The following is a 24,120-nucleotide window of genomic DNA, read 5'->3' as shown; positions in this document are numbered from 1 at the left end:
ACCGATGAGCGACCCCAGACCGCCTGCTGGCAACGACGCGATGGCCGGAAGCGGGCCGCTCGGCGGGAGGCGTGCCGTCGTCACCGGTGGCGCGAGCGGCATCGGAGCGGCCGCAGCCCGGGCCCTCGCGGCGCGAGGCGCCCACGTGGTGGTCGCCGACATCGATGCGGCCGGCGCAGCGGAGCTCGCCGCCGAGATCGGGGGGTCGTCGTGGGCGGTCGACCTTCTCGACACCGAGGCGCTCGGCGACGGCGCGCTCGCCGAGGCGCTCGACGGAGTGGACATCCTCGTGAACAACGCGGGCATCCAGCGCATCAGCCCGATCCAGGACTTCGACCCGTGCGACTTCCGGCGCATCATCTCCCTCATGCTCGAGGCGCCGTTCCTCCTGATCAGGGCGGCGCTCCCCGGCATGTATGAGCGGGGCTTCGGACGCATCATCAACGTGTCGTCGGTTCACGGAATCCGCGCGTCGCCGTTCAAGTCGGCCTACGTCTCGGCGAAGCACGGTCTCGAGGGGCTGTCGAAGGTCACCGCCCTGGAGGGCGGGCCATTCGGCGTCACGAGCAATTGTGTGAGCCCCGGCTACGTGCGCACCCCGCTCGTGGAGAAGCAGATCTCCGAGCAGGCGCTCGTGCACGGCATCCAGGAGTCCGAGGTGCTCGAGAGGGTGATGCTCACCGAGAGCGCGATCAAGAGGCTCGTCGAGCCGGAGGAGGTCGGCTCGCTCGTGGCCTGGCTGGCCTCTCGGGAGGCCGCGATGGTCACCGGATCGAGCTACACCATGGACGGCGGCTGGTCGGCACGCTGATCGCCTGATTGCGTCGGCACGGTGCCGGCCCCCATCAGCTCGGCGTGGAAGCCCCGGGTCTGCGCCCGCAGCGCGTCGGCGACCGCAGCGACGGCCGGTTGCCGAAGCGACTCCGACCGCAGCACCATCCAATACGGAAGCATCTCGGCGAAGTCCCCGGGCAGCAGGCGCACCAGGTCCGTGTGCCGATCGGCCATGAAGCACGGCAGGAGGCCGATGCCGGCGCCCACCCGCGCCGCTTCCACGTGCACGAACACGTTCGTGGAGCTGATCGAGTCGCGCATCGTCGGCACGAGCCGCCGTGGCGCGTCGAGGTCGTCTACCTGCAGCATCGAATCGACGAAATAGACGAGCGGATGCGCGATGAGTTCGTCCACGGTGGCGGGCGTGCCGTGCTCGGCGAGATAGCCGCGCGAGGCGTACATGCCGAGAACGTAGTCGCCGAGCTTGATCGCCTCCGCGCGGTGAACCTGCGGCTCGCCGACCACGATCTCGATGTCGAGCCCTGAGCGGTGCTGCATGGCCCGTCGGGTCACCGTGACGATCTCAACGCTGAGGGTGGGGTTGTCGCGCTGCAGGGCGGCGATGGCGGGAGCGGCGATGTACGCGCTGAAACCGTCGGTCGCCGACATCCGCACCACCCCGGTGAGCTGGCGCGCGTCCCCCGGCGAGCCGCCGAGCGTCGACACGGCGGACTCCACATCCTCCGCGGCCTGCACGGCGCGACGACCGAGGTCGGTGAGCTCCCAGCCCCCGACGGTGCGGGAGAGCACCCGCCCAGCCAGGGACTTCTCGAGGGCGCCGATCCGGCGCGAGACCGTGGTGTGATTGAGACCCAGGCTCTCGGCCGCGGTGGTGAATCGCCCGGTTCGCGACACGGCGAGCAGGATGAGCAGGTCGTCGGGATGGGGCGGGGGCGGAGGCGCCATCGAATCCAACATATCTGCAAGTATGCACACGAAATGTGCGCAAGTGGTCATTGATGCCCACCATCTCTGCAGGAATACTCAGTGGAGCCCCGTCGCGCAGCACTCGAGAGCGGCGGGTTCCCACGACAGGTGTCAGCGACGACACTGGAGGAGACACAGATGAGCGTCAGCAGTAGCGCCGGAACCGTCGAAACGGGCAGTGGGGGATCGCGGGGCGGCAACGCCGAGAACTCCGGGCTCAGGAAGATCGTCGCCGCGTCCATGGCCGGCACGGTGGTCGAGTGGTACGAGTTCTTTCTCTACGCGACGGCGGCCAGCCTCGTCTTCGGCACCTTCTTCTTCCCCAACGCCGGCACTCAGCTCGACGGCATCATCGCCGCCTTCCTCACCTACGCGGTCGGGTTCATCGCGCGCCCCATCGGTGGCATCGTCTTCGGCCAGATCGGCGACCGCCTCGGCCGCAAGCACACCCTGCAGGTCACGATCATCCTCGTGGGCGTCGCGACATTCCTCATGGGCTGCCTGCCCGGCTACAACACCATCGGCTACTGGGCACCGGCGCTGCTCGTGGCCCTGCGCTTCATCCAGGGCTTCGCCGTCGGCGGCGAGTGGGGCGGCGCGGTGCTGCTCGTGGCCGAGCACAGCCCGGACAAGTCCCGCGGATTCTGGTCGAGCTGGCCGCAGGCGGCCGTGCCAGTGGGCAACCTCCTCGCGACCCTCGTGCTGCTCACGATGTCGTGGATCCTCCCGTCCGACCAGTTCCTCAGCTGGGGCTGGAGGGTGGCGTTCTGGCTCTCGGCCATCATCGTGCTCATCGGCTACTACATCCGCACTCACGTGAGCGAGGCGCCGATCTTCCTCGAGGCGCGTGCTCAGGTGGAGGCCGAGAAGGCGATCAGCTATGGCGTCGGCGAGGTCATCCGCAAGTACCCGAAGGGTATCCTCCAGGCCATGGGCCTGCGGTTCGCGGAGAACATCCTGTACTACATCATCGTGAGCTTCTCGATCGTCTACCTCGTCACGGTGCATCAGTACAACACGAGCCAGCTCCTGCTCGCCCTGCTGATCGCGCATGCGGTGCACTTCCTCGTGATCCCGCAGGTCGGCCGCCTCTCCGACCGGATCGGCCGCAAGCCCGTCTACCTCGTCGGAGCGGTGCTTGGCGCCACGTGGGCGTTCTTCGCCTTCCCGATGTTCGACACCCTCAACCCCGTGGTCATCGTGCTCGCCATCACCATCGGGCTGTGCTTCCACGCCTTCATGTACGCCGGCCAGCCGGCCATCATGTCGGAGATGTTCCCCACCCGCATGCGCTACTCGGGGGTCTCGCTCGGCTACCAGGTCACGTCGATCCTCGCCGGGTCGCTCGCCCCGATCATCGCAACGGCGCTGCTGCAGCAGTACAAGTCGTGGGTGCCCGTCGCCATCTACCTCGTGGTCGCCTGTGCCATCACGGCGTTCACCGTGATCACGCTGCGCGAGACCAAGGGAGTCTCGCTGCGGGACGTGGACTTCGCCGACGCGAAGAAGCACGGACTCGCGACCGCGCACCGTCCGGTCTAGCGCCACCAGTCGACGGAGAGTGCGGTCGCCCCTCGGGGTGGCCGCACTCTCCTGTCCTCGTGGCTTGCTGTGTTTCGGCCGACCGGTCTGGCAAGCTGGAGTCAGCATCCGCCGGCCAGGAGAGGACGGGAATCATGACCACGCAGTCCAGGTCCGTCGTCGTCGGCATCGTGCCAGGGCAATCGGATGACGTGGTGCTCCAGGCCGCGATGTTCGCCAGCCGATTCGAGGCCCAGCTCGTCTGCGCGTTCGTGGAGACGAGTCGCTACGTGGTGGAGGAGCTGGCCGACGGGAGCGTGCGATCGCTCCCGTTCGACCCCGACCTGCCCGAGCTGCGCGACGAGGTGTTCGACCCGGAACTCGCCGCCCACCTCGGGTCGCTTCTCGCGGCGCGGAACGTGCGCTGGAGCACGCGCGCGCTCGCCGGCGACCCGGCCCGCGCGCTCGCCCACCTCGCCGACGCCGTCGACGCCGCGATGATCGTCGTCGGCACGCGGCGCACCTCGCCGAGGCGGGGCATCCGCGAGTTCTTCGGGGGCTCGGTCGCGGCCCAGCTCGCCCACCGCCAGCACCGCCCGGTCGTCGTCATTCCTCAGGCTCCGGTGTCGATCGAGGAACCGCTGCCCTGGGAACCCGCTTGACGGGCAGGGCCCACGACGGGCGCCGCGACGGTCCGCGGCCCATCCATCTTCGCTGGCGCTACCTGGGGCTCGTCGCGGCAGGCGGGGCGGTCGGAACGGCGCTGCGCGAGGCCCTCAGCCTGCTGGTTCCTCCCGTCGGCGGCATCGACATCGCCGTGCTCGGCATCAACATCGTCGGGGCCTTCGCGCTCGGGGTGCTGCTGGAACACCTCGCCAGGCGCGGCACGGACGAGGGCGGCCGGCGAACCGCGCGACTGCTTCTCGGCACCGGGGTGCTCGGCGGTTTCACGACCTACAGCGCGCTCGCGGCCGACACGAGCCTGCTCTTCGCGGCCGACCGCGCCTGGCTCGCGCTGGCGTACTCCCTCGGCTCGGTGGTGCTCGGAGGACTCGCCGCCTGGGCGGGCATCGCCGTCTCGGCTGCCGCCGGGCGGGCGCGCCGCTCGCCGACGGGGGACACCGAGTGAGCGCCCTGCTGTTTCTCGCGATCTCGGTCGCGGGCGGCGTCGGAGCCGCACTCCGGCTCGCCGTCGACGGCATTCTCCGGGCCCGCATCCGCATCGCATACCCGCTGGGCACCACGGTGATCAACGTCACGGGCTCGCTCGTGCTTGGCTTCCTCGTCGGACTTGCGCTCACCGGGGTGCTGTCGGCGGAGTGGCGGCTCGTACTCGGCACCGGCCTCATGGGCGGCTACACGACCTTCAGCACGGCGAGCGTGGAGACGGTGCGGCTGCTGCAGAGCCGCCGGTTCGCCGCGGCGTTCGGCACCGGGCTGGGGATGCTCGTGGTCTCCGTGCTGGCCGCGAGCCTCGGCCTGTGGGCCGGTTCCCGCTTCTGACCCTCAGGCGAGGCGTTGGATGACTTCGTCGTGCAGCAGCCCATTGGTGGCGATCGCCGACCCGTGCCAGGGACCGGGCTCGCCGGCCACCGAGGTGAAGCGGCCGCCGGCCTCCTCGACGATCGGGATGAGGGCGGCGATGTCCCACGGCTTCATGTCGTACTCGCCCGCGATCTCCACGAGTCCTTCCGCCACCATCATGTACGGCCACATGTCCCCGTAGTCCCGGCTGCGCCACACGCTCCTGGCCAGGCCGAGAAACCTGTCGAGCTTGCCGGCCTGCTCCCAGCGCATGAGACCGCTGCAGCTCATCGACGCGTCGGCGAGGGTGTTCACCGCTGAGACGGCGATCCGCCGCTCGCTCGAACCGGTGGCCGAACCGAGGGAGTCGTCGATGAAGGCGCCGAGGCCCTTCGCCGCCCACCACCGCTTGCCGAGGGCCGGTGCGCTCACGACGCCGACCACTGGCACCCCGCCGATCGCGAGCGAGATGAGGCTCGCCCAGACCGGAACCCCGCGCACGTAGTTGGCGGTGCCGTCGATCGGGTCGATGATCCATTGCCGGGGGGATGCTGCACCGGCCTCGTCGGAGGCGCCCGGCTCCTCGCCGGCCTCCTCGCCGAGCTCCTCGCCGAGCACCTCGCCGAACTCCTCGCCGAGCACCGAGTCGTGTGGCCGACTGTCGCGGAGCGCGGCACGGATGGCCGCCTCGACGGCCCGGTCGGCATCCGTCACGTGGGTCATGTCCGGCTTCATCGACACCGCGAGGTCGTTTGCGCGAAAGCGGTCCATCGAGATGGCGTCGGCCATGTCGGCGAGCTCACGGGCGAGCCCAAGGTCTGACTGGAGGGAGTATGCGGTGTCGGTCACACCTCAAGGGTATGGCAGATGCGGGCGCCGGTCGGGCCTCCGTCCCCTTCCGAAATCCATGCAATCCGAGCCGACACGCCGCTGCGTGGCACCAACACGCCGAGGGCGGACGAGGAATGCATGGATTTCGGAAAGGGGGAGGGTCAGGCGAGGGAGGCCAGCAGGCGCTGGAACGAGTCGAGCCGCAGGGCGCCGGCATCGCCGAGTTCGCCCGCCTCGACACGTTCGATGATCGCGCAGTCCGGCGCATCCGGCAGGTGGGTGCAGCCGCGCGGGCAGTCCTCGGCGATCTTCGCGAGGTCCGTGAACGAGCGCAGGATGTTTTCTGGGTTGACGTGCCCGAGCCCGAACGAACGCACCCCTGGCGTGTCGATGATCCAGCCGTCGCCCACTCGGTAGGAGATCGTGGACGACGAGGTGTGCCTGCCGCGCCCGGTGACCGCGTTCACCCGGCCGATCGCTCGGTTGGCGTCCGGCACGAGGGCGTTGACGAGAGTGGACTTGCCCACGCCGGAATGGCCGACGGCCACCGTCGTGTGGCCCACCAGGAGCGCCATGATCTCCTCGGTCGGCATCGCGTCGGTGCCGCTGCGCACGACTGTCACGTCGAGCGCCGCGAAGTTCGCCAGGAAGTCGGTGGGGTCGGCGAGGTCGGTCTTGGTGATGCAGATGATCGGCTTGAGCCCCGCGTCGAACGCGGCGACGAGGTAGCGGTCCACGAGTCGGGATCGCGGCTCCGGGTTCGCCGCGGCGACGACGATGAGCATCTGGTCGGCGTTCGCGACGATGATGCGCTCGACCTCGTCCGAGTCATCCGCGCTTCGTCGCAGCACCGTCGTTCGAGGCTGGATGCGCACGATTCGGGAGAGGGTGCCCGTCTCGCCCGAGGTGTCGCCGACGAGGTCGACGAGGTCGCCCGTGACGATCGCCTTCTTGCGCAACTCGCTCGCGCGGGAGGCGGTGGCCTCGTGCTCCTCCGGCGTGCCCTCGCCGACGAGCACCGAATAGCGACCGCGGTCGACCGTGAACACGCGACCGGTGACCGCATCCCCGTGCTCCGGGCGGATCTTGGTGCGCGCCCGATTTCCCTTGGGGTTCGGCCGCGACTTCGCCTCGTAGTCGGCGTACTTGTCGTCGTCGTCATCGTCGACGTCGGTGAGCCAACTCACTGCGCAGCGCCGATCACAGGAGGCCGATCACAGGAGGCCGATCACGGCAGGCCGATCACAGGAGGCCGAGCGGGTCGACGGATGGCTTGCTGAGGCCGAGCGTCTGGCCCATCCAGAGCTCGACGAACTGGGGGAGGGTCTTCGCGGTGGTGCCGATGTCGTCGACCAGGATGCCGGGCACGGCGAGGCCGATGAGCGCCCCCGCCGTGGCCATGCGGTGGTCCTCGTAGCTGTGCCAGAGTCCGCCGTGCATCGGCTTCGGACGGATGACGAGGCCGTCCTCGGTCTCTGTCACGTCGCCGCCGATCGCATTGATTTCCGCGCTGAGCGCCGCGAGCCGGTCGGTCTCGTGGCCGCGCAGGTGGGCGATGCCGGTGAGCACCGTCTCGCCGTCGGCGAGAGCGGCGAGGGCGGCGACGGTCGGCGCCAGTTCGCTCGCGTTGTCGAGATGGATGCCGTGGATCGCGCCCGAACCGGTGACGGTGAGCTCACCGAGACCGTCGCCGGTCTCTTCGAACTGCACCACGGCTCCCATGTCGGCGAGGATGGTCGCCATCTGGGCTCCCACCTGGGTCGTCTCCTTCGGCCAGCCGGTGACGGTGACCGATCCGCCGGCGACGAGTGCGGCGCCGAGGAACGGCCCCGCGTTGGAGAGGTCGGGTTCGATGGCGATGTCCGCGCCCGAGATCGGCCCGGGCGGCACTACCCAGACGCCCGGCTCTGGACTCCGCACGGTGACGCCGCGCCGAGCGAGGGTCGCGATCGTCATCTCGATGTGCGCGAGGCTCGGCAGGCCATCGCCGGTGTGCCGGAGGGTGAGGCCGTTCTCGAAGCGCGCCCCGACGAGGAGCAGGCCGGAGACGAACTGGCTGGACGCGCTCGCGTCGATCGCGATCTCGCCACCCCGAACGGATCCAGTGCCGTACAGGCTGAACGGCAGCCTGCCTCGACCGTCGTCGTTCACATCGACACCGAGGGCGCGAAGCGAGTCGATCGTGGTGCGCATGGGACGCTTTCGGGCGGCGGCGTCGCCGTCGAATGCCACCGGGCCGAGCGCAAGGGCGGCGACCGGGGGAAGGAATCGCATGACGGTGCCGGCGAGTCCGCAGTCGATCGAGGTGCCGCCCGCGAGTTCCGCCGGCGTGATCCGCAGGTCGGCGCCGTAGGCGTTGTCGCCCGGAAGCTCCTCGATCACCGTGCCGAGCGCGCGGAGCGCCTCGATCATGAGCGCCGTGTCCCTCGAGTGCAGCGGCGCGCGCAGCGTCGACGGACCGTCGGCGATGGCGGAGAGCACGAGCTCGCGGTTGGTGAGCGACTTCGATCCGGGCAGGCTCAGGCGCGCCGAGAGCGGCCCGGGCGCGAAGGGCGCCGGCCAGGGGCCAGGGGTGTCGTCGACCACGAGCTCGTCGTCGCCGAACGGATTGAACTCTGGCCCGGAATACTTGAATACCTGCATCGGTTACTAGGGTATCGGCACTTCACAGAACGCAACGGAAAGCACATCGGTGACTCTCGTACTCGAACGGCCAGGCGTCGTGCGCCCGGCGCCTCGACATCCCGGCAAAGTAAGCTTGTCGGCGATGACGAATTCGACGGAAGACACGACGGCGCCGAACATGACAGCGAGCGGCGCGACAGGCGGATTGACCGCGCAAGCGGAGACGGACGCCAAGGCGGATGTGCGCGCTCTCTTCGAGACCCAGGCCATTCCATTCATGGACCAGTTGTACGCCGCGGGCCTGCGCATGACGCGCAACCCGGCCGACGCTGCCGACCTGGTGCAGGAGACCTTCGTCAAGGCGTTCGCCGCCTTCGGCCAGTTCCAGCAGGGCACGAACCTCAAGGCCTGGCTGTACCGCATCCTGACGAACACGTTCATCAACACCTACCGCAAGAAGCAGCGTGACCCTTACCAGGGCACGATTGACGATCTTGAGGACTGGCAGCTCGGCGGGGCCGAGTCTGTCACGCAGGGTCGCTCGACCCGCTCGGCCGAGGCCGAAGCGATCGACCACCTGCCAGACAGTGCGGTGAAGGATGCCCTGCAGGCGATCCCCGAGGATTTCCGCATGGCCGTGTACTTCGCCGACGTCGAGGGCTTCTCCTACCAGGAGATCGCCGACATTATGAAGACCCCCGTGGGGACCGTGATGAGCCGCCTGCATCGTGGCAGGCGTCTGCTTCGCGATCTCCTCGCCGATTACGCGCTCGATCGCGGAATCTCGGCGGCGGGACCTGCCACTGCGAGGAGCAAGAAGAAATGACCGATTGCGGTTGTGACAAGGCCAAGGCCGAACTCGAAGAGTATTTGCATCAGGAGCTGGCCGAGCAGGATGCCCAGGACATCGCCGAGCATCTGGCGACCTGCACGGACTGCACGGAGGAGCACCTCGTGGGCCTGACGCTCACGCTCAAGGTGCAGAAGGCGTGCCAGGAGAAGGCCCCGGCCGACCTGCGCGACCAGGTTCTGCTGCGGCTGCGAGAAATGCAGTCCAGCCGCTAGACGAGGCCAGCCGCCGACAGGAACGGGGACAACCCGACACTGCCGCGAACTCGGCCTGCAGCTGAGTGGCGCTCGAGCGGGGTCGGCCTGTTACGAGACGGGCCGCCCTCGTCGATGACGTGGCGGCCCGTGCTCGGAAGGGCGATGGCTAGCCGATCGTGAGGGCCTTGTTGATGAGCTCGACCTGCTCCTGGGCGCTGCGCTTGGCGGACCCCGAGGCGGGTGACGCGGATGCCGGGCGCGACGCGACCGAGATCGTGCGTCCGTTCAGCCGCTTCGCGAGTTCGAGTCCGATGAACGGCCACGCCCCCATGTTCTCCGGTTCGTCCTGCGCCCACACGAGGTCGGCGTTCGGATACTGGGCGAGCACGGCGTCGAGCTGGGCCTGCGGGAGCGGGTAGTACTGCTCCAGCCGCACGAGGGCGACGTCGGTCTGCTCGCGCTTCTCCACCTCGGCGAGCAGATCGTAGTGGATCTTGCCCGCGTGCAGCACGACGCGGCGCACGGCCGAGGCGTCCCGGATGCGGGCGTCATCGAGCACCGGCTCGAACTTGCCGTTGGTGAAGTCGGCGACATCGCTCGTCGCTCCGCGCAGTCGCAGCATCGCCTTCGGGGTGAAGACGATGAGCGGGCGACGGGGCCGGGCGTAGGCCTGCCGGCGCAGCAGGTGGAAGTACGACGCCGGGGTCGACGGTCGCGCCACGGTCATGTTGTTCTCGGCGCACAGCTGCAGGTAGCGCTCGATGCGGGCCGACGAGTGGTCGGGTCCCTGGCCCTCGTAGCCGTGCGGCAGAAGCAGCACGACGCTCGAGCGCTGGCCCCACTTCTGCTCGGCGGCCGAGATGAACTCGTCGATGATGGTCTGGGCGCCGTTGGCGAAGTCGCCGAACTGGGCCTCCCAGAGCACGAGGGCGTCCGCCCGCTCCACCGAGTAGCCGTACTCGAAGCCCATCGCCGCGTACTCGCTGAGCAGCGAGTCGTAGATCCAGAACCTGGCCTGGTTGCCGCTGAGGTTGCCGAGGGGCAGCCACTCCTGGCCGTTCACCCGGTCGTGCAGCACGGCGTGGCGCTGCACGAAGGTGCCTCGCCTCGTGTCCTGGCCGGCCATCCGCACCGGCGTTCCCTCGACGAGCAGGGACCCGAGGGCGAGAAGCTCGCCGAAGGCCCAGTCGATCGAGCCGTTGCGGCTCATGTCGAAGCGCTTCTTGAGTAGCTGTTGCAGCTTGGGGTGCACCGAGAAGCCGACCGGCGGGTTGTCGTGCGCGTCGCCGATGAGCGAAATAACGCTCTCGTTGACGGCGGTCGACGTCGGCTCGCCGGCCGTGTCATCCTGCTGGGACTCCGGGCGCTCGAGACCGGCGACGGCATTGCCGTCCTGGACGATGATCGGAATCGAGCCGGTCTGCGCCGCGTGGGTCTCGGCGAACGCGCGCTCCAGGCGGTCCTGGAAGTCGGCGTGGGCCGCCTCGTACTCCTCCTGGGTGATGTCGCCGCGACCGATGAGCGCCTCGACGTAGAGGGTTCGCACCGACCGCTTCGCCTCGATCAGGTTGTACATGAGCGGCTGCGTCATCGACGGGTCGTCGCCCTCGTTGTGACCGCGGCGGCGGTAGCAGATGACGTCGACGACCACGTCGCGGTGGAACCGCTGGCGGTAGGCGAACGCGAGTTCCGCGACTCGCACGACGGCCTCCGGGTCGTCGCCGTTCACGTGGAAGATCGGCGACTGGATGGTCTTCGCGACGTCCGTGGAGTAGATCGACGTGCGACCCTCTCCGGGGGGAGTCGTGAAGCCGACCTGGTTGTTGATGTTCACGTGCACGGTGCCGCCGGTGCGGTAGGCCCGCAGCTGCGACATCTGCAGGATCTCCGCCACGATGCCCTGACCGGCCATCGCCGCGTCGCCGTGGACCATGATCGGCAGCACGGTGAAGGTGCCGATCGGCTTGCGGTCCTGCTTGGCACGCACGATTCCCTCGAGCACGCCGTCGACGGCCTCGAGGTGGGACGGGTTGGCCGCGATGTAGACGGGGATCTGGTCGCCGTTGGCGCTCGTGAACGTGCCCTCGGTGCCGAGGTGGTACTTCACGTCGCCCGAACCCTGAACGGTGCGCGGGTCCTGGGTGCCCTCGAACTCCCGGAAGATCTGGCCGTAGGTCTTGCCGGCGATGTTGGTGAGCACGTTGAGGCGGCCGCGGTGGGCCATGCCGATGACGACCTCGTCGAGGTCGGCGTCCGCCGCGCCCTGCAGGATCGCGTCGAGCAGGGCGATGGTGGACTCGCCGCCCTCGAGGCTGAATCGCTTCTGGCCCACGTATTTGGTCTGCAGGAAGGTCTCGAAGGCCTCGGCCTCGTTGAGCTTGCCGAGAACGCGCAGCTGGGCATCCTTCGTCGGCTTCGTGTACGCCTGCTCCACATGCTCCTGGATCCAGCGTCGCTGCTCCGGGTCCTGGATGTGCATGTACTCGATGCCGAGGGTGCGCACGTATGAGTCGCGAAGCACGCCCAGGATCTCGCGCAAGTGGGCGGACTTCTTGCCGCCGAATCCGCCGGTCACGAACTCGCGGTCGAGGTCCCAGAAGGTGAGGCCGTGGCTCGAGATATCGAGGTCGGGGTGCGAACGCTGGCGATACTCGAGCGGGTCGATGTCGGCCATGAGGTGGCCGCGCACGCGGAAGGAGTTGATGAGCTCCTGCACGCGGGCCGTCTTGCCGACCTGGTTGGCGAGGTCGACGTGGATGTCCGAGGCCCAGTGGATGGGCTCGTACGGGATGCGGAGGTCGGAGAAGATGTCCTCGTAGAAACCACGCTCGCCGATGAGCAGCTCGTGCACCTTCTTGAGGAACTCGCCCGAGCCGGCGCCCTGGATCACCCGGTGGTCATAGGTGGAGGTGAGGGTGATGGTCTTGCCGATGCCGAGCTCCGCGAGCGTGACCTGGGACATGCCCTGGAACTCCGCCGGATACTCGAGCGCGCCTGCTCCCACGATGCAGCCCGCGCCGCGCATGAGGCGCGGCACAGAGTGCTCCGTGCCGATGCCGCCGGGGTTGGTGAGGGAGATGGTGTTGCCCTGGAAGTCCGGGGCGGTGAGCTTGTTGGCACGTGCACGGCTGACGACGTCTTCATACCCGGCGAGGAATTCGTTGAAGCCCATCTCCTCGGTGCGCTTGATGCCCGGCACCAGGAGAGCGCGGGTGCCGTCGGGCTTGGGCAGGTCGATCGCGATGCCGAGGTTGAGGTGCGCCGGCGCCACGACGGACGGCTTGCCGTCCTTCTCCTCGTAGTAGACGTTCTGGCTCGGGAACTCCTTGAGCGTCTTGACGATCGCCCAGGCGATGAGGTGGGTGAACGACACCTTGCCACCGCGGGCACGCTTGAGGTGGTTGTTGATCACGATGCGGTTGTCGATCATGAGCTTGGCCGGGATGGTGCGCACGCTCGTCGCGGTCGGGACCGTGAGGCTGGCATCCATGTTCGCGGCCAGCGACTTGGACATGCCCTTGAGGGTGGAGACCACATCCTGCGGCTCGGCCGCCTCGGCGTCTTCGGTGATCGCCGGGGGCTGGGTCGAGGAGGCGGGTGCCTGCGCCGGGATCGGCTGGGGCTTGGGCTGGATGGAGGTGGTGCGGGCGATCGGCTGGGTGGCCGGCGCCGCGTTCGAGGCCGGTGGCTTCTGGGCCTCGGGGGCGGCATCCGGTTCGGCATTCGCCGCCTCGACGATCGTCTCGGGAATCTGGGGTTGCTCGGGAATCTGGGGCTGCTCGGCTACCTGGGGCTGCTCGGCGGTCTGGGGCTGCTGGAGTGCCGGTTCGCTCGGAGCGGGCTCCGCTGGCGCCGCGGTCTCGGTCTGCGCTGTTTCCGCTGCCGGTGCTTCGGTCGTCATTTGGTGGTAGCTCTCCAGGATCGGCCACCATGACTGGTCCACCGAATTCTTGTCGACGATGAATCGTTCATACATCTCGTCAACGAGCCATTCGTTGGCTCCGAACTCGCCCGAGGATCCGTCGTCCGCTGCAAGTCCGGTCACTTGGCTAGACACAGCCCACCGCCCACTCTCTTAACTGTCGCTGTCCGTTGTCACTGTTGGACCGGGTGCCGGCCTTCGCTGGCCACACACTCGTCCAGCTTAATCACTTTCGATCGGCGGCACCGACCGTGGCCCGAAGGGATTACCTTTATTTTCATGGAGTTTTACGAGACGACGCCCAGCCACGACCTCACTTACTCCGACGTGTTCCTTGTGCCCAGCCACTCCGATGTCGGAAGTCGGCTCGCCGTCTCGCTCGCCCCTGGCGACGGCACGGGCGCGACCATCCCGGTCATTTCGGCGAACATGAACTCGGTGACCGGGCCGCGGATCGCGGCGACTCTCGCCCGGCGCGGCGGGCTCGGCGTGCTGCCGCAAGACCTGCACCTTCAGGATCTCGACGCGGCCATCCGGTGGGTGAAGGAGCAGCCGGTGGCGTTCGACACGCCGCTCGTGCTCGCGCCGGAAGAACTCGTCGCAGACGCCCTGCGCCAGATTCCCGCGCTCGAGGGCCATGGCATCGTGATCAAGGACGCGAGCGGGGCCTATCTGGGATGTATCTCCGCCGCGCGCCTCGACACCGTGCTTCCCGAGACCCGGCTCGGCGACCTGCTGACCGGGCGCCTCACGTCGATCGACGCCGACGACGTGACGGATGCGCGCGCCGCCTTCGACCTGATGGTCGCGGCCGAACTCGAATTCGCCCCGGTGCTGCACCACGGGGCCATCGTGGGCACGCTCAGCCGCACGAGCGCGCTCCGCTCGACCCTCTACACGCCCGCGCTCGACTCGTACGGCCGCCTGCGGGTCGCCGCCGCACTCGGCATCAACGGGGATGTCGCGAGGAGGGCGAAGGCGCTCGCGGCCGCCGGGGTCGACATCCTCGTGCTCGATACCGCCCACGGCCACCAGGCCGGCATGCTGAGTGCGATCGAGGCCGTCGCCGGCCTCGACCTCGGACTACCGATCGTGGCCGGCAACGTCGTGACGGCGGCCGCGGTGAAGGATCTCGTGGCGGCGGGTGCAAACATCGTCAAGGTGGGCGTGGGTCCCGGTGCGATGTGCACGACCCGCATGATGACCGCGGTCGGGCGCCCACAGTTCTCCGCGGTGCTCGAGACGGCTGCGGCGGCCCGTGAGCTCGGAGCGCACGTCTGGGCGGATGGCGGAGTGCGCTACCCGAGGGACGTCGCCCTCGCCCTCGCGGCCGGCGCGTCCTCGGTGATGATCGGCTCCTGGTTCGCCGGCACGATCGAGGCGCCGGGCTTCATCGAGACGGATGAGGACGGCGAGCTGTACAAGGACAGCTGGGGGATGGCATCCACCAAGGCCGTGCACGACCGCTTCGACCGGCTCGACCCGTACGAGCTGGCTCGCAAGGAACTCTTCGCCGAAGGAATCTCCTCGTCGAGGATCTACCTCGACCCGTTGCGTCCCTCCGTGGAAGACCTCGTCGACATGATCACGGCTGGCCTGCGCAGCTCGTTCACCTACGCCGGGGCATCCGACCTCGTGCAGTTCCGCGAGCGTGCCCTCGTCGGCATCCAGTCTGCAGCAGGCTACGAGGAGGGCAAGGCGCTCCCGGTCTCCTGGTGATCCGCGCCGCGGCGGATGCCACGACCGGGAGAAGGCCGGGTTCTCTCCGGTACACTTGAGCGAATAATGGACGACCCTCCCTCTAGGCGCCGTGCCGGCCAGACCGATGTCAGGCAGTCCCGTGTATGAGCTGATCATGCTGGGCATCGGCCTGCTCCTGACCGTCGGCACCGGTTTCTTCGTCGCCTCGGAGTTCTCGCTCGTCAACCTCAACCGCTCCGATCTGGAGTCGCGTGCGGCGCGCGGTGAGAAGAACCTCGGCCTCACGATCGGCGCGCTCAAGGTCACCTCGACCCATCTCTCGAGTGCCCAGCTCGGCATCACCCTCACGACGCTGCTCACCGGGTACACCATGCAGCCGGCGATCAGTTCGCTCCTGTTCGCCCCGCTCGCGGCAATCGGCTGGCCGAGCGGCGTCATCACCGTCGTCGCCTCGATCGCCGCGGTCGCCATCGCCACCCTGGTTTCGATGATTATCGGCGAACTCGTGCCCAAGAACTTCGCGCTCGCCCTTCCGCTGCCCACGGCCAAGCTCGTGATCCCCTTCCAGGTGGGGTTCACCACCGTGTTCCGGCCGTTCGTCACCGTGCTCAACAACACGGCCAACCTCATCCTGCGGACCGTGGGCATCGAGCCGAAGGAGGAACTGTCCTCGGCGCGCACCGCGGAGGAGCTGCGTTCCCTCGTGCGTCGATCGGCGACCGAGGGCAGCCTGGACCGTGACACGGCCACCCTGCTCGCCCGCACGCTCGTGTTCAGCGAGCACATCGCCGCGGACGTGATGACTCCGCGGCCGAGGGTGTCGAGCGTGGAACGGGGCGACCCGGCGCAGACGGTGCTCGAGCTCGCGCGGAGCACCGGTTTCTCGCGGTTTCCCGTCGTCGACGACGGGATCGACGACGTCGTCGGCCTCGTGCACGTGAAGCAGGCTATGGCCGTGCCCAGGGGCAGGCGCGCCGACGTGCCGGTGTCTGCGCTGCAGACGGAGGCGCTCCGGGTGCCGGAGACCATGAAACTCGACATTCTGCTCGGCGAGCTTCGCGGCCGCGGCTACCAGATGGCCGTGGTCGTGGACGAGTACGGCGGCACCGCCGGCGTCGTCACCCTCGAGGATCTCGTGGAGGAGCTCGTGGGCGAGGTGTCCGACGAGCACGACCGCACCCGGGCGGGCGTCGTGCGGTCGCGGGACTGGCTCACCTTCCCTGGAATCCTGCGCCCGGACGAGCTGCTGGAGCGCGCGGATGTCGTGGTGCCGGAGGACGGCCCGTACGAGACCGTCGGCGGCTTCATCATGAGCGAGCTCGGGCGACTCCCGCTGGTCGGCGACGTCGTGGCGATCGAGGGCGGCGAATTCCGGGTGGAGCGGATGGACCGCCGACGCATCGACCGGGTGCGCTACACCCCCACCGCGATCGACGACGACGGCGCGGCCGAGGGAGGTGTTCGAGCATGAGCGATTGGGCCGGACTCGCCTGGCTGGCCGTGCTGCTGCTGGTCAACGCCTTCTTCGTCGGCGCGGAGTTCGCGGTGATCTCGGCCAGGCGGTCGCAGATCGAGCCGCGCGCCGAGGCGGGCAGCCGTGCAGCGAAGTCGACCCTGTACGCGATGGAACACGCGACCCTCATGCTCGCGACCAGCCAGCTCGGCATCACCGTGTGCTCGCTGCTCATCCTCAACGTGTCCGAACCGGCGATTCACCACCTCCTCGAGGGGCCGCTCGGGTTCACCGGCTGGCCGGAACAGGCGATCGGCACCATCGGTTTCGTCATCGCGCTCGTTGTCGTGTCGTTCCTGCACGTGGTGCTCGGCGAGATGGTGCCCAAGAACCTCTCCTTCTCGGTTCCGGACCGCGCGGCCCTCATCCTCGCGCCGCCGCTCGTGTTCCTGTCCATGGTGTTCCGGCCGATCATCTCCGGGCTCAACCACACGGCGAACGGATTCCTCCGGCTGTTCAGGGTCGAACCGAAGAACGAGGCCAACAGCGCGTTCACCGTGGACGAGGTGGCCAACATCGTCGCCCAGTCCACGAGGGAGGGCGTGCTCACCGACAGCATCGGAGCGCTCAACGCGGCCTTCGAGTTCAGCACCAAGAAGGTGAAGGACATCGCCGTCGGCATGCCGGATCTCGTGAGTCTCTCCGAGGCGGCAACGCCGAAGGAGGTGGAACGCGCCGTGGCTCGCAGCGGATTCTCCCGCTACGTGCTCGTCAACGACGAGGGCGAACCCACGGGCTACCTGCACCTCAAGGACGTGCTCGACCTGGAGGATCCGGTGGAGTTCACCGAGCCGGTGCCGCCGAAACGGATTCGCCAGCTCATCTCCATCTTCCGCGGCACCGATCTCGAGGACGCCCTCGCGGCCATGCGCCGCTCGGGCGTGCACCTCGCCAGGGTGTTCGACGAGACCGGCGCCACCCGTGGCGTGCTGTTTCTCGAGGACATCATCGAGGAGCTGGTCGGAGAGGTGCAGGACGCGACTCGGCGTTCCTAGGGTCGCTCTCCAACCTCACAGAGGGTCCGGGGCTCCGTGACAAGGGTCGGGGTTCGGCGGGCATCTTTGGGCGGACCCGTGGCACGGAGTCCCGGGCCCGACCCACGCCGCCGAACCCCGAGCCTTGCCGCCCCGGCTCCGCCGATCGCGAACGCCGATCACGAACAAGGATGCGCGTCCGGGGATGGGCGACCGGCCCCTCTCCCTGGGTGGGTAGCGGGTCAAGCGGCGGGCCACTTGGCGCGGAGATACTGGGCCGGCCAGTAGTCGAGCTCGACGCCGAGTTCATGCGCGGCGCGAAGCACGAAGTGCGGATCCCGCATGATCGCCCGGCCGAGCATCACGGCATCCGCCTTGCCGGAGGAGACGATCTCCTCGGCCTGGTGCGCGTCGGTGATGAGTCCGACCGCGTTCACCTCGACGCTCGAGGCGTGCTTGACGAAGTCGGCGAGGGGTACCTGGTAGCCGGGCTCGAGGGGGATGGTGACGCCGGAGACGAGCCCGCCGCTCGACACGTCGAAGAGATCGGCGCCGGCATCCTTCGCCCAGCCCGCGACCGTCGCGACCTGCTCCTTGTCGAGTCCGCCCTCCGCGTAGTCGGTGGCGGAGAATCGCACGAACACGGGAACCGGGTCTCCCGCCTCCGCGCGCACGGCGCGCACCACCTCGAGCAGGAGCCGCGCACGGTTCTCCAGGCTCCCGCCGTACTCGTCGGTGCGGATGTTCGACAGCGGAGAGAGAAACTGGTGAAGCAGGTAGCCGTGCGCCGCGTGCAGCTCGAGAACGTCGAAACCGGCGTCGAGTGAGCGGCGAGCCGCGGCCACGAAGTCGGCCACGACCTGCGCGATGCCCGACGTATCGAGCGCGACCGGGGTCGCATAGCCCGCGAAGGCGATGGCGGACGGCGCGACGGCCGTCCAACCGCCGTCGTCGGCCGGCACGCTGCCGTGCTGCGCATCCCACGGCCGGCGGGTGGACGCCTTGCGCCCCGCATGGGCGAGCTGGATGCCGGCGACGGCATCCTGGGAGTGGATGAAGTCGACGATCCTGGCCCACACGTCGCGCTGCTCGTCGGTGTAGATGCCGGTGTCCTGCGGGGAGATGCGGCCGGCGGCGCTCACGGCGGTTGCCTCGGTCATGACGAGCCCGGCGCCGCCCTTCGCGAAGCCGCCAAGGTGCACGAGGTGCCAGTCGGTGGGCACTCCGTCCTCCTTCTCCACCGAATACTCACACATCGGGGCGACCCACAGGCGGTTGCGGAAGGTGACCGAGCGGATGCTGTACGGAGTGAAGATCGCTGGAGTGGACATGGCCTACCTGACTGAGATCGATTCGAGAAAAGTCCGCAGTTCGGCGGCACCGACGAAGTGGTGCCCGGTGATGCCGAGCGCCTCAGCGCCGTCGACATTGACCTGCTTGTTATCTATGAAGACCATTTGCTGGGGAGTTATTCCGAGCTCGCGGGCCACCTCGAGGTAGATGTCGGCGTTCGGCTTGATCGTGGAAAGCTCGGCGCTGATGAACATTCGCTCGAAGAAGCGGGCCATCGGAGAGAACCGGAAGGGGCTCGCGAAATCGAACCCGGCATTCGACAGCAGGGCCACGCGGGTGCCGCCGTCGTGCAGTTCGGCGATCACCTCGAAGGTCGCCGGGTTGACGCTCAGCCAGCCGGTGAAGTCGGCAACCCACAGCTCGTGGATCGTCGCCTCCGACCACACGACTCCGAGGTCTGTGGCCACGAGCCTCCAGTAGTCGCGGATGCTCGTCGTGCCCTCGTCGAGCCCGTCGCGGTGCGCCCAGTACGGCGGCCAGAACGCCTCGTCCGGCACGCCGGCCACCGACAGCAGGTCGGCCCGGTCGCGCTCGCTCGGGCTGCGCGAGATGACCTCGCCGTAGTCGAAGACCACCACGCGGTCTCGGATTGTCAGTGCCATAGCGCTCCCCTTGTTCGGCATCCAAACTATCGTGAGACCCATGAGCACCTTCACCGACTGGACGCCGGACGACGCCCGGGAGCACATCGCGATGCCGCGGGCGCACGACGACAAGTACTCGCGCGGGGTGCTCGGGATGATCACCGGGTCCGACGCCTACCCAGGCGCGGCCGTGCTCGGGGTGGAGGCGGCCCTGCGTACCGGGGTGGGCATGGTGCGTTTTCTCGGCGACGCCCGGCCGACGCAGCTCGTGCTGCAGCGCCGGCCGGAGGCGGTCACCGCGGCCGGCCGGGTGCAGGCGTGGCTGCTCGGCTCCGGGACGGATGCCGCCCAGCGCGACGAGGAGACGTCGAGGCGGCTCGCGGCTGCGCTCGCCGACGGCCATCCCACGGTGATCGACGCCGGCGCCCTCGACCTGATCGGCCGGGCGGCCGGACCCGTCGTGATCACGCCGCACTTCGGCGAGCTCGCGCGGGTGGTCGGCGCGACGAGGGACCAGGTCTCCTCGAACCCGGCCGCGTGGGCGGTTCGGGCCGCCGAAGAACTCGGCGTGACCGTGCTGCTCAAGGGCCACCAGACCTTCGTCGCCGCACCGGATGGCACCCGGATTGTCGCCTCCAGCGCACCGCCCTGGCTCGCCACGGCAGGCGCCGGCGACGCGCTCGGCGGCATCCTCGGCGCGCTGGCCGCGACCCACGCCGACGAAGTCGCCGCCGACCCGGGCGCACTGGCCAGACTGGCGGCCACCGCGGCGGTGATTCACGGGCTCGCGGCCGACCGTGCGAGCGCGGGAGGTCCCCTCGTCGTGCTGGATGTCGCCACGGCCGTGTCGCGGGTGATCGCCGACCTCGTGCGGCGGTGAGGGCGACCCGCGCGCTGCGGATGAGGGCCGCACGATACGCTGGGCAGTCATGAGCTCCCCGGCACACTCCAGGTCGGACTGGGCGTCCTCCGTTCGCGAGATCACGTCGAGCCGGATCCTGCTCTGGATCGCGTTTGTGCTCGTGCACCTCTGGCTCGGCCTGGTCAACCTGCACGGGCCGGGCCTGCCTCTCGGCGACGTGAGTTACGTCTACAAGTTCTGGACAGACCAGGCCATCGTCTCCCACTACTGGGTGGGCATCGACGGGTCCTGGGTCTATCCGATCGTCGCGCTCGTGCCCATGCTGATGGCGCGCGCCTTCGGGCCCGAACTCTACTCGAGCACCTGGCTCAGCCTCGCGATGGTGCTCGACGCGGTCGCCCTCGCGTTCATCGTCGGCTGGGGGAGGCAGCGACGCCACGTCGCCGTCGGCTGGTGGTGGGTGCTCTTCCTGCTGCTGCTCGGCCCCATCGCCCTCGGCCGCATCGACTCGATCACCGTGCCGCTCGCGATCGTGGGCATGCTCCAGGTGGCGAAGCGGCCGGGCGCGGCCGCGGCGCTGCTCACGATCGCGACGTGGATCAAGGTCTGGCCGGCGGCGCTGCTCGCCGCGATCGTCATCGCGGTCAGGTCCCGGCTGCGCGTGGTCGCGGTGAGTGTGGCAACGAGTGTCGCCATCGTTCTCGCGGCCCTCGCCCTCGGCGCCGGATCCAACGTGTTCAGCTTCGTCGGCCAGCAGACGGCCCGAGGCCTGCAGGTCGAGGCGCCGGTCTCCACGATCTGGCTCTGGGCGGGCTGGGCGCACGTGCCGAACACCTACGTCTACTACGACCAGGTGCTGCTCACCTGGCAGGTGCGCGGGCCGGGGGTCTCCACCGCGAGCGGGCTCATGACGCCGTTGCTCGCCCTCGTGCTGGTCGGTGTGGTCATCGTGGCGCTGCTCGCCATGCGCCGCGGGGCGCGCTCCCTCGAGGTGCTCCCCGCCCTGTCCCTCGCCTTCGTCTGTGCGTGCATCGCCGTGAACAAGGTCGGGTCGCCGCAATACATCACCTGGCTCGCCGTGCCGGTGATCCTCGGCCTCGTCACACGCCTGGAGGGGCACGGCCGGTCGTTCCGAACTCCCGCGATCATCGTGCTCGTGCTCGCGGTGCTCACGCAGGCGATCTACCCGTACCTGTACGGCTACCTGATCGGCCTCAACACGGTCATGCTCCTGGTGCTGAGCGCGCGGAACCTGCTCTATTTCGTGCTGCTGGTTTGGTCGGTTGTGGCGGTGTGGCGCGCGCCCGGGCTGCTGGGCGACCGGTGGTTCACCGACTCGACGGCCGACGCGGCTGTGCCGCCCGTGGCTGTGCCGCCCGTGGTCTGGCCGTTCTCGGCCGGCAAGAAGCCCGCTGATCGTCATGGTGCGGCCGATGGTGACAGGCTGGACCCAGAGACCCCGACCGACCGAACAACCTGACCGACCGAACAACCCGACCGACACAACCTGACCGACACAACCTGACCGACCGAACAAGGGAGTTACCGTGCTTGTGGCATTTTCGATTGCGCCGAGCGGCGCGGCGGGCGACTCGGTGCACGATGCGGTCGCCGCGGCCGTTCGCGTGGTGCGCGAGTCCGGCCTGCCCAACCACACCGACGCGATGTTCACGACGATTGAGGGGGAGTGGGACGAGGTGTTCGACGTGATCAAGCGGGCGACGGATGCCGTCGGCGCGTTCGGCACGCGGGTGTCCCTCGTGTTGAAGGCGGACATCCGCCCCGGGCACACCGGCGAGCTCACCGGCAAGGTCGAGCGCCTGGAACGGGCGATCGACGCGGCCGAGCGCGCAGAGTGACCGTAGGCCGCACCGTGCGCCGACGACGGTCCTGACAGCGGCCCGGCTATAGTGGAGAACGCAGGTTCTCAAGGTGGACGGGAGGCAGCGATGGATGACGACAGTGCCCGGGCCCTCGCCCTCGAGGCCGCCGAGCGGCTCTTCACCGCGCGCGGAATCCAGACGGTGGGAATGGACGACCTGCGCAACGAGGCGGGCATCTCCCTCAAGCGAATCTATGGGCTGTTCCCGTCGAAGGACGCCATCGTGGAGCAGGTGCTCGTGCGGCTCAACCGGTCCTGGATGCAGGGTGTGATCGAGTTCGGCGAGCGGGTGGACTCCCCACGGGACAAGATGCTCGCCGTCTTCGACTTTCTCGAGGACCGCTTCCGCCAGGGCGACTACCGCGGCTGCGTGTTCATCAACGCGTTCGGCGAGCTCGGTCCGACCGCGCCGCTCGTGGCGGAGGTGGTCCGGCGTCACAAGGCCGACTTCCAGAGCTATGTGACCGGGCTCGTCGAATCCGCCGGAGCCCCGGGATCCCTCGCCCCCCAGCTCGTGCTGCTCGCCGAGGGGGCCCAGAGCACCGCGGGCATCTTCGGGGACCCCGGTCCGGCCAGCCAGGCCCGCGCGGCGGCCGCCACCCTCATCGACGCCGCGCTGGCCAGCGCTCGAGCCTGATCCGCCGGACCACCGGCCGTGGCGGTGCGGCCGTGTCGCGTTCTAGAGTGGTGACGGGCCGTCGCGGACGGCACCGTCGCGAATAAGCACCGCCCCGTCGCTCGATGAAGAGCCGTCCCACCACCTTCCTCGAGTTCAGAACGGTTCTCCGCCATGCCAGCACTCTCCCCGACCCGCGTGCGGCTCGCGCTGCTCGCCCTCGCCCTCGGCGGTTTCGCGATCGGCTCGACCGAGTTCGTGGCGATGGGCCTTCTGCCCAACCTCGCCCACGATCTGCTCCCTGGCCTCTACGCGCGATCCCGCGAGGCGGCAAACGCGCAGGTCGGCTGGCTGGTCTCCGCCTACGCCCTCGGGGTGGTCGTGGGGGCGCCCACCATCGCCGCGGTGGCCGCGCGCTTCCCGCGTAAGAAGCTCCTGCTCGTACTCGTGGCGGCCTTCACCGTCGGCACGATCGCCTCGGCCGTGCTTCCGAGCTTCGGACTCGTGCTCGCGGCGCGCTTCCTCGCCGGGCTGCCGCACGGCGCGTACTTCGGCGTCGCGGCGCTGGTCGCCGCGTCCCTCATGGGGCCGGGCAAGCGGGGCAAGGGAGTCGCGATAGTGCTCTCCGGGCTCACCATCGCCAACATCATCGGCGTCCCATCCATCACCTACCTCGGCCAGGTCACCAGCTGGCGGATCGCCTACCTCGCCGTCGCCCTCATCTTCGCGCTCACCTTCGTCGCGATCGCCTTCCTGGTGCCGTTCCAGCCGGGGGATGCCGGGGCGACCATGCGACGGGAGCTGAAGGCATTCGGCCGGGCGCAGGTGTGGCTCGCGCTGCTGATCGGCGCGGTCGGGTTCGGCGGATTCTTCGCCGTCTACACCTACATTTCGCCCATGGTCACGGAGGTCACCCGTCTCGGGGCGATCTTCGTGCCCGTCGTGCTCGTCGTCGTGGGGGTCGGAATGACAATCGGCAACCTGATCGGGGGCTGGAGCGCCGACCGAAATGTGATGGGCTCGATCTTCGCCTACTTCGGCGTGTTCGTGGTGGCCCTCACCGGGCTCGCGCTCACCGCGAACACGGTGGCCGGCCTGCTCGCGTTCACCTTCCTCGTCGGCTTCGGCGCCGCGGCGCTGTCACCCGCCATCCAGACGAGGCTGATGGATGTCGCGGGCGACAGCCAGACGCTCGCGGCGGCCGTCAACCACGCGGCCCTCAACCTCGGCAACAGCCTCGGCGCCTACCTGGGCGGCGTCGCCATCGGTGCGGGTCTCGGCTACCTCTCGCCGAGCTGGATCGGCCTGCTCTTGTGCGTGCCCGGTCTGGGCCTCGCGCTCGCGAGTCTGCTGCTGCAGCGGCGCGGCGGCGGGCGGCTCGGCGAGGTCCCGGCCCTCGCCCTG

The 24,120-nt window shown here is 69.0% G+C and carries 22 protein-coding genes; 15 read left to right on the top strand and 7 right to left on the bottom strand.

All coding sequences use genetic code 11. From position 1 onward, the window contains the following. Positions 1–4: 4 nt before the first annotated feature. On the top strand, positions 5–811 hold the full coding sequence (locus VIM54_RS05860) for a 3-hydroxybutyrate dehydrogenase (RefSeq protein ID WP_331899832.1): 807 nt from the start codon (positions 5–7) through the stop codon (positions 809–811). Here the strand turns inward: VIM54_RS05860 and VIM54_RS05855 are convergent. After that, the gene (locus tag VIM54_RS05855) at positions 778–1,740 is read right to left on the bottom strand and encodes a LysR family transcriptional regulator (protein ID WP_331899831.1); all 963 of its coding nucleotides are present in this window, start codon (positions 1,738–1,740) and stop codon (positions 778–780) included. The genes VIM54_RS05860 and VIM54_RS05855 overlap by 34 nt on opposite strands. Before the next feature lie 159 nt (positions 1,741–1,899). On the opposite strand from VIM54_RS05855, the gene VIM54_RS05850 reads away from it, so the two are divergent. From VIM54_RS05850 to crcB, 4 genes are all read left to right on the top strand, one after another. Continuing rightward, positions 1,900–3,303 carry an MFS transporter gene (locus VIM54_RS05850; protein ID WP_331899830.1) on the top strand — a complete coding sequence of 468 codons (1,404 nt, stop codon included), beginning with the start codon at positions 1,900–1,902 and terminating at the stop codon, positions 3,301–3,303. Positions 3,304–3,437: 134 nt separating this feature from the next. Beyond that, entirely contained in the window at positions 3,438–3,944 is a 507-nt protein-coding gene (locus VIM54_RS05845; protein WP_331899829.1) for a universal stress protein, read from the top strand. Continuing rightward, complete coding sequence (locus tag VIM54_RS05840; RefSeq protein ID WP_331899828.1) at positions 3,941–4,411, top strand: fluoride efflux transporter FluC; 471 nt, start codon at positions 3,941–3,943, stop codon at positions 4,409–4,411. Before VIM54_RS05845 ends, VIM54_RS05840 begins: the two co-directional genes overlap by 4 nt. Further along, complete coding sequence (gene crcB / locus VIM54_RS05835) at positions 4,408–4,785, top strand: fluoride efflux transporter CrcB (protein WP_331899827.1); 378 nt, start codon at positions 4,408–4,410, stop codon at positions 4,783–4,785. The genes VIM54_RS05840 and crcB overlap by 4 nt, the downstream gene beginning before the upstream one ends. Before the next feature lie 3 nt (positions 4,786–4,788). Here the strand turns inward: crcB and VIM54_RS05830 are convergent, their stop codons facing one another. The 3 genes from VIM54_RS05830 to aroA form a co-directional block, all read right to left on the bottom strand. After that, positions 4,789–5,655: an inositol monophosphatase family protein gene (locus VIM54_RS05830; RefSeq protein WP_331899826.1), complete on the bottom strand. Its 867-nt coding sequence runs from the start codon at positions 5,653–5,655 to the stop codon at positions 4,789–4,791. Positions 5,656–5,798: 143 nt separating this feature from the next. Beyond that, positions 5,799–6,824 (bottom strand): ribosome small subunit-dependent GTPase A, encoded by a 1,026-nt coding sequence (gene rsgA / locus VIM54_RS05825; RefSeq protein WP_331899825.1) that lies wholly within the window; start codon positions 6,822–6,824, stop codon positions 5,799–5,801. A gap of 55 nt (positions 6,825–6,879) precedes the next feature. Further along, positions 6,880–8,280, bottom strand: a complete 1,401-nt coding sequence (gene aroA, locus VIM54_RS05820) for a 3-phosphoshikimate 1-carboxyvinyltransferase (RefSeq protein WP_331899824.1) — start codon at positions 8,278–8,280, stop codon at positions 6,880–6,882. A gap of 160 nt (positions 8,281–8,440) precedes the next feature. On the opposite strand from aroA, the gene VIM54_RS05815 reads away from it, so the two are divergent. Together VIM54_RS05815 and VIM54_RS05810 are read left to right on the top strand one after the other, a co-directional pair. Continuing rightward, positions 8,441–9,088, top strand: coding sequence for a sigma-70 family RNA polymerase sigma factor (locus VIM54_RS05815; protein ID WP_331899924.1), 648 nt, complete (start codon positions 8,441–8,443; stop codon positions 9,086–9,088). Continuing rightward, the gene (locus tag VIM54_RS05810; protein WP_331899823.1) at positions 9,085–9,327 is read left to right on the top strand and encodes an anti-sigma factor family protein; all 243 of its coding nucleotides are present in this window, start codon (positions 9,085–9,087) and stop codon (positions 9,325–9,327) included. Before VIM54_RS05815 ends, VIM54_RS05810 begins: the two co-directional genes overlap by 4 nt. Positions 9,328–9,475: 148 nt before the next feature. Here the strand turns inward: VIM54_RS05810 and VIM54_RS05805 are convergent, their stop codons facing one another. Continuing rightward, positions 9,476–13,366 (bottom strand): multifunctional oxoglutarate decarboxylase/oxoglutarate dehydrogenase thiamine pyrophosphate-binding subunit/dihydrolipoyllysine-residue succinyltransferase subunit, encoded by a 3,891-nt coding sequence (locus VIM54_RS05805; protein ID WP_331899822.1) that lies wholly within the window; start codon positions 13,364–13,366, stop codon positions 9,476–9,478. Positions 13,367–13,510: 144 nt separating this feature from the next. Here VIM54_RS05805 and VIM54_RS05800 point away from each other — a divergent pair, with 144 nt between their 5' ends. The 3 genes from VIM54_RS05800 (at position 13,511) to VIM54_RS05790 (ending at position 17,440) form a co-directional block, all read left to right on the top strand. Continuing rightward, entirely contained in the window at positions 13,511–14,950 is a 1,440-nt protein-coding gene (locus VIM54_RS05800; protein ID WP_331899821.1) for a GuaB1 family IMP dehydrogenase-related protein, read from the top strand. A 136-nt stretch (positions 14,951–15,086) separates the two neighbouring features. After that, the gene (locus VIM54_RS05795) at positions 15,087–16,403 is read left to right on the top strand and encodes a hemolysin family protein (protein ID WP_331899923.1); all 1,317 of its coding nucleotides are present in this window, start codon (positions 15,087–15,089) and stop codon (positions 16,401–16,403) included. Further along, complete coding sequence (locus VIM54_RS05790; protein WP_331899820.1) at positions 16,400–17,440, top strand: hemolysin family protein; 1,041 nt, start codon at positions 16,400–16,402, stop codon at positions 17,438–17,440. The genes VIM54_RS05795 and VIM54_RS05790 overlap by 4 nt, the downstream gene beginning before the upstream one ends. Positions 17,441–17,661: 221 nt before the next feature. Here VIM54_RS05790 and VIM54_RS05785 read toward each other — a convergent pair whose 3' ends face one another. Beyond that, complete coding sequence (locus tag VIM54_RS05785) at positions 17,662–18,750, bottom strand: NADH:flavin oxidoreductase/NADH oxidase (protein WP_331899819.1); 1,089 nt, start codon at positions 18,748–18,750, stop codon at positions 17,662–17,664. Between the two features lie 3 nt (positions 18,751–18,753). Continuing rightward, positions 18,754–19,374: an HAD family phosphatase gene (locus tag VIM54_RS05780; protein WP_331899818.1), complete on the bottom strand. Its 621-nt coding sequence runs from the start codon at positions 19,372–19,374 to the stop codon at positions 18,754–18,756. A gap of 40 nt (positions 19,375–19,414) precedes the next feature. Between VIM54_RS05780 and VIM54_RS05775 the strand changes: the two genes are divergently transcribed. The 5 genes from VIM54_RS05775 to VIM54_RS05755 all read left to right on the top strand — a co-directional run. Then, positions 19,415–20,236, top strand: a complete 822-nt coding sequence (locus VIM54_RS05775; RefSeq protein ID WP_331899817.1) for an ADP/ATP-dependent (S)-NAD(P)H-hydrate dehydratase — start codon at positions 19,415–19,417, stop codon at positions 20,234–20,236. Between the two features lie 49 nt (positions 20,237–20,285). Beyond that, positions 20,286–21,698 (top strand): glycosyltransferase 87 family protein, encoded by a 1,413-nt coding sequence (locus VIM54_RS05770; RefSeq protein WP_331899816.1) that lies wholly within the window; start codon positions 20,286–20,288, stop codon positions 21,696–21,698. Between the two features lie 67 nt (positions 21,699–21,765). Then, on the top strand, positions 21,766–22,077 hold the full coding sequence (locus VIM54_RS05765; protein WP_331899815.1) for a thiamine-binding protein: 312 nt from the start codon (positions 21,766–21,768) through the stop codon (positions 22,075–22,077). A 90-nt stretch (positions 22,078–22,167) separates the two neighbouring features. After that, positions 22,168–22,737 (top strand): TetR/AcrR family transcriptional regulator, encoded by a 570-nt coding sequence (locus VIM54_RS05760; RefSeq protein WP_331899814.1) that lies wholly within the window; start codon positions 22,168–22,170, stop codon positions 22,735–22,737. A gap of 153 nt (positions 22,738–22,890) precedes the next feature. Beyond that, positions 22,891–24,120, top strand: a 1,230-nt coding sequence (locus VIM54_RS05755) for an MFS transporter (protein WP_331899813.1), incomplete at its 3' end; no start/stop codon positions are given.

This window comes from Lacisediminihabitans sp. (assembly GCF_036569425.1).
Taxonomy (GTDB): Bacteria; Actinomycetota; Actinomycetes; order Actinomycetales; family Microbacteriaceae; genus Lacisediminihabitans.
This window is presented reverse-complemented; position numbering and strand designations above follow the sequence as displayed.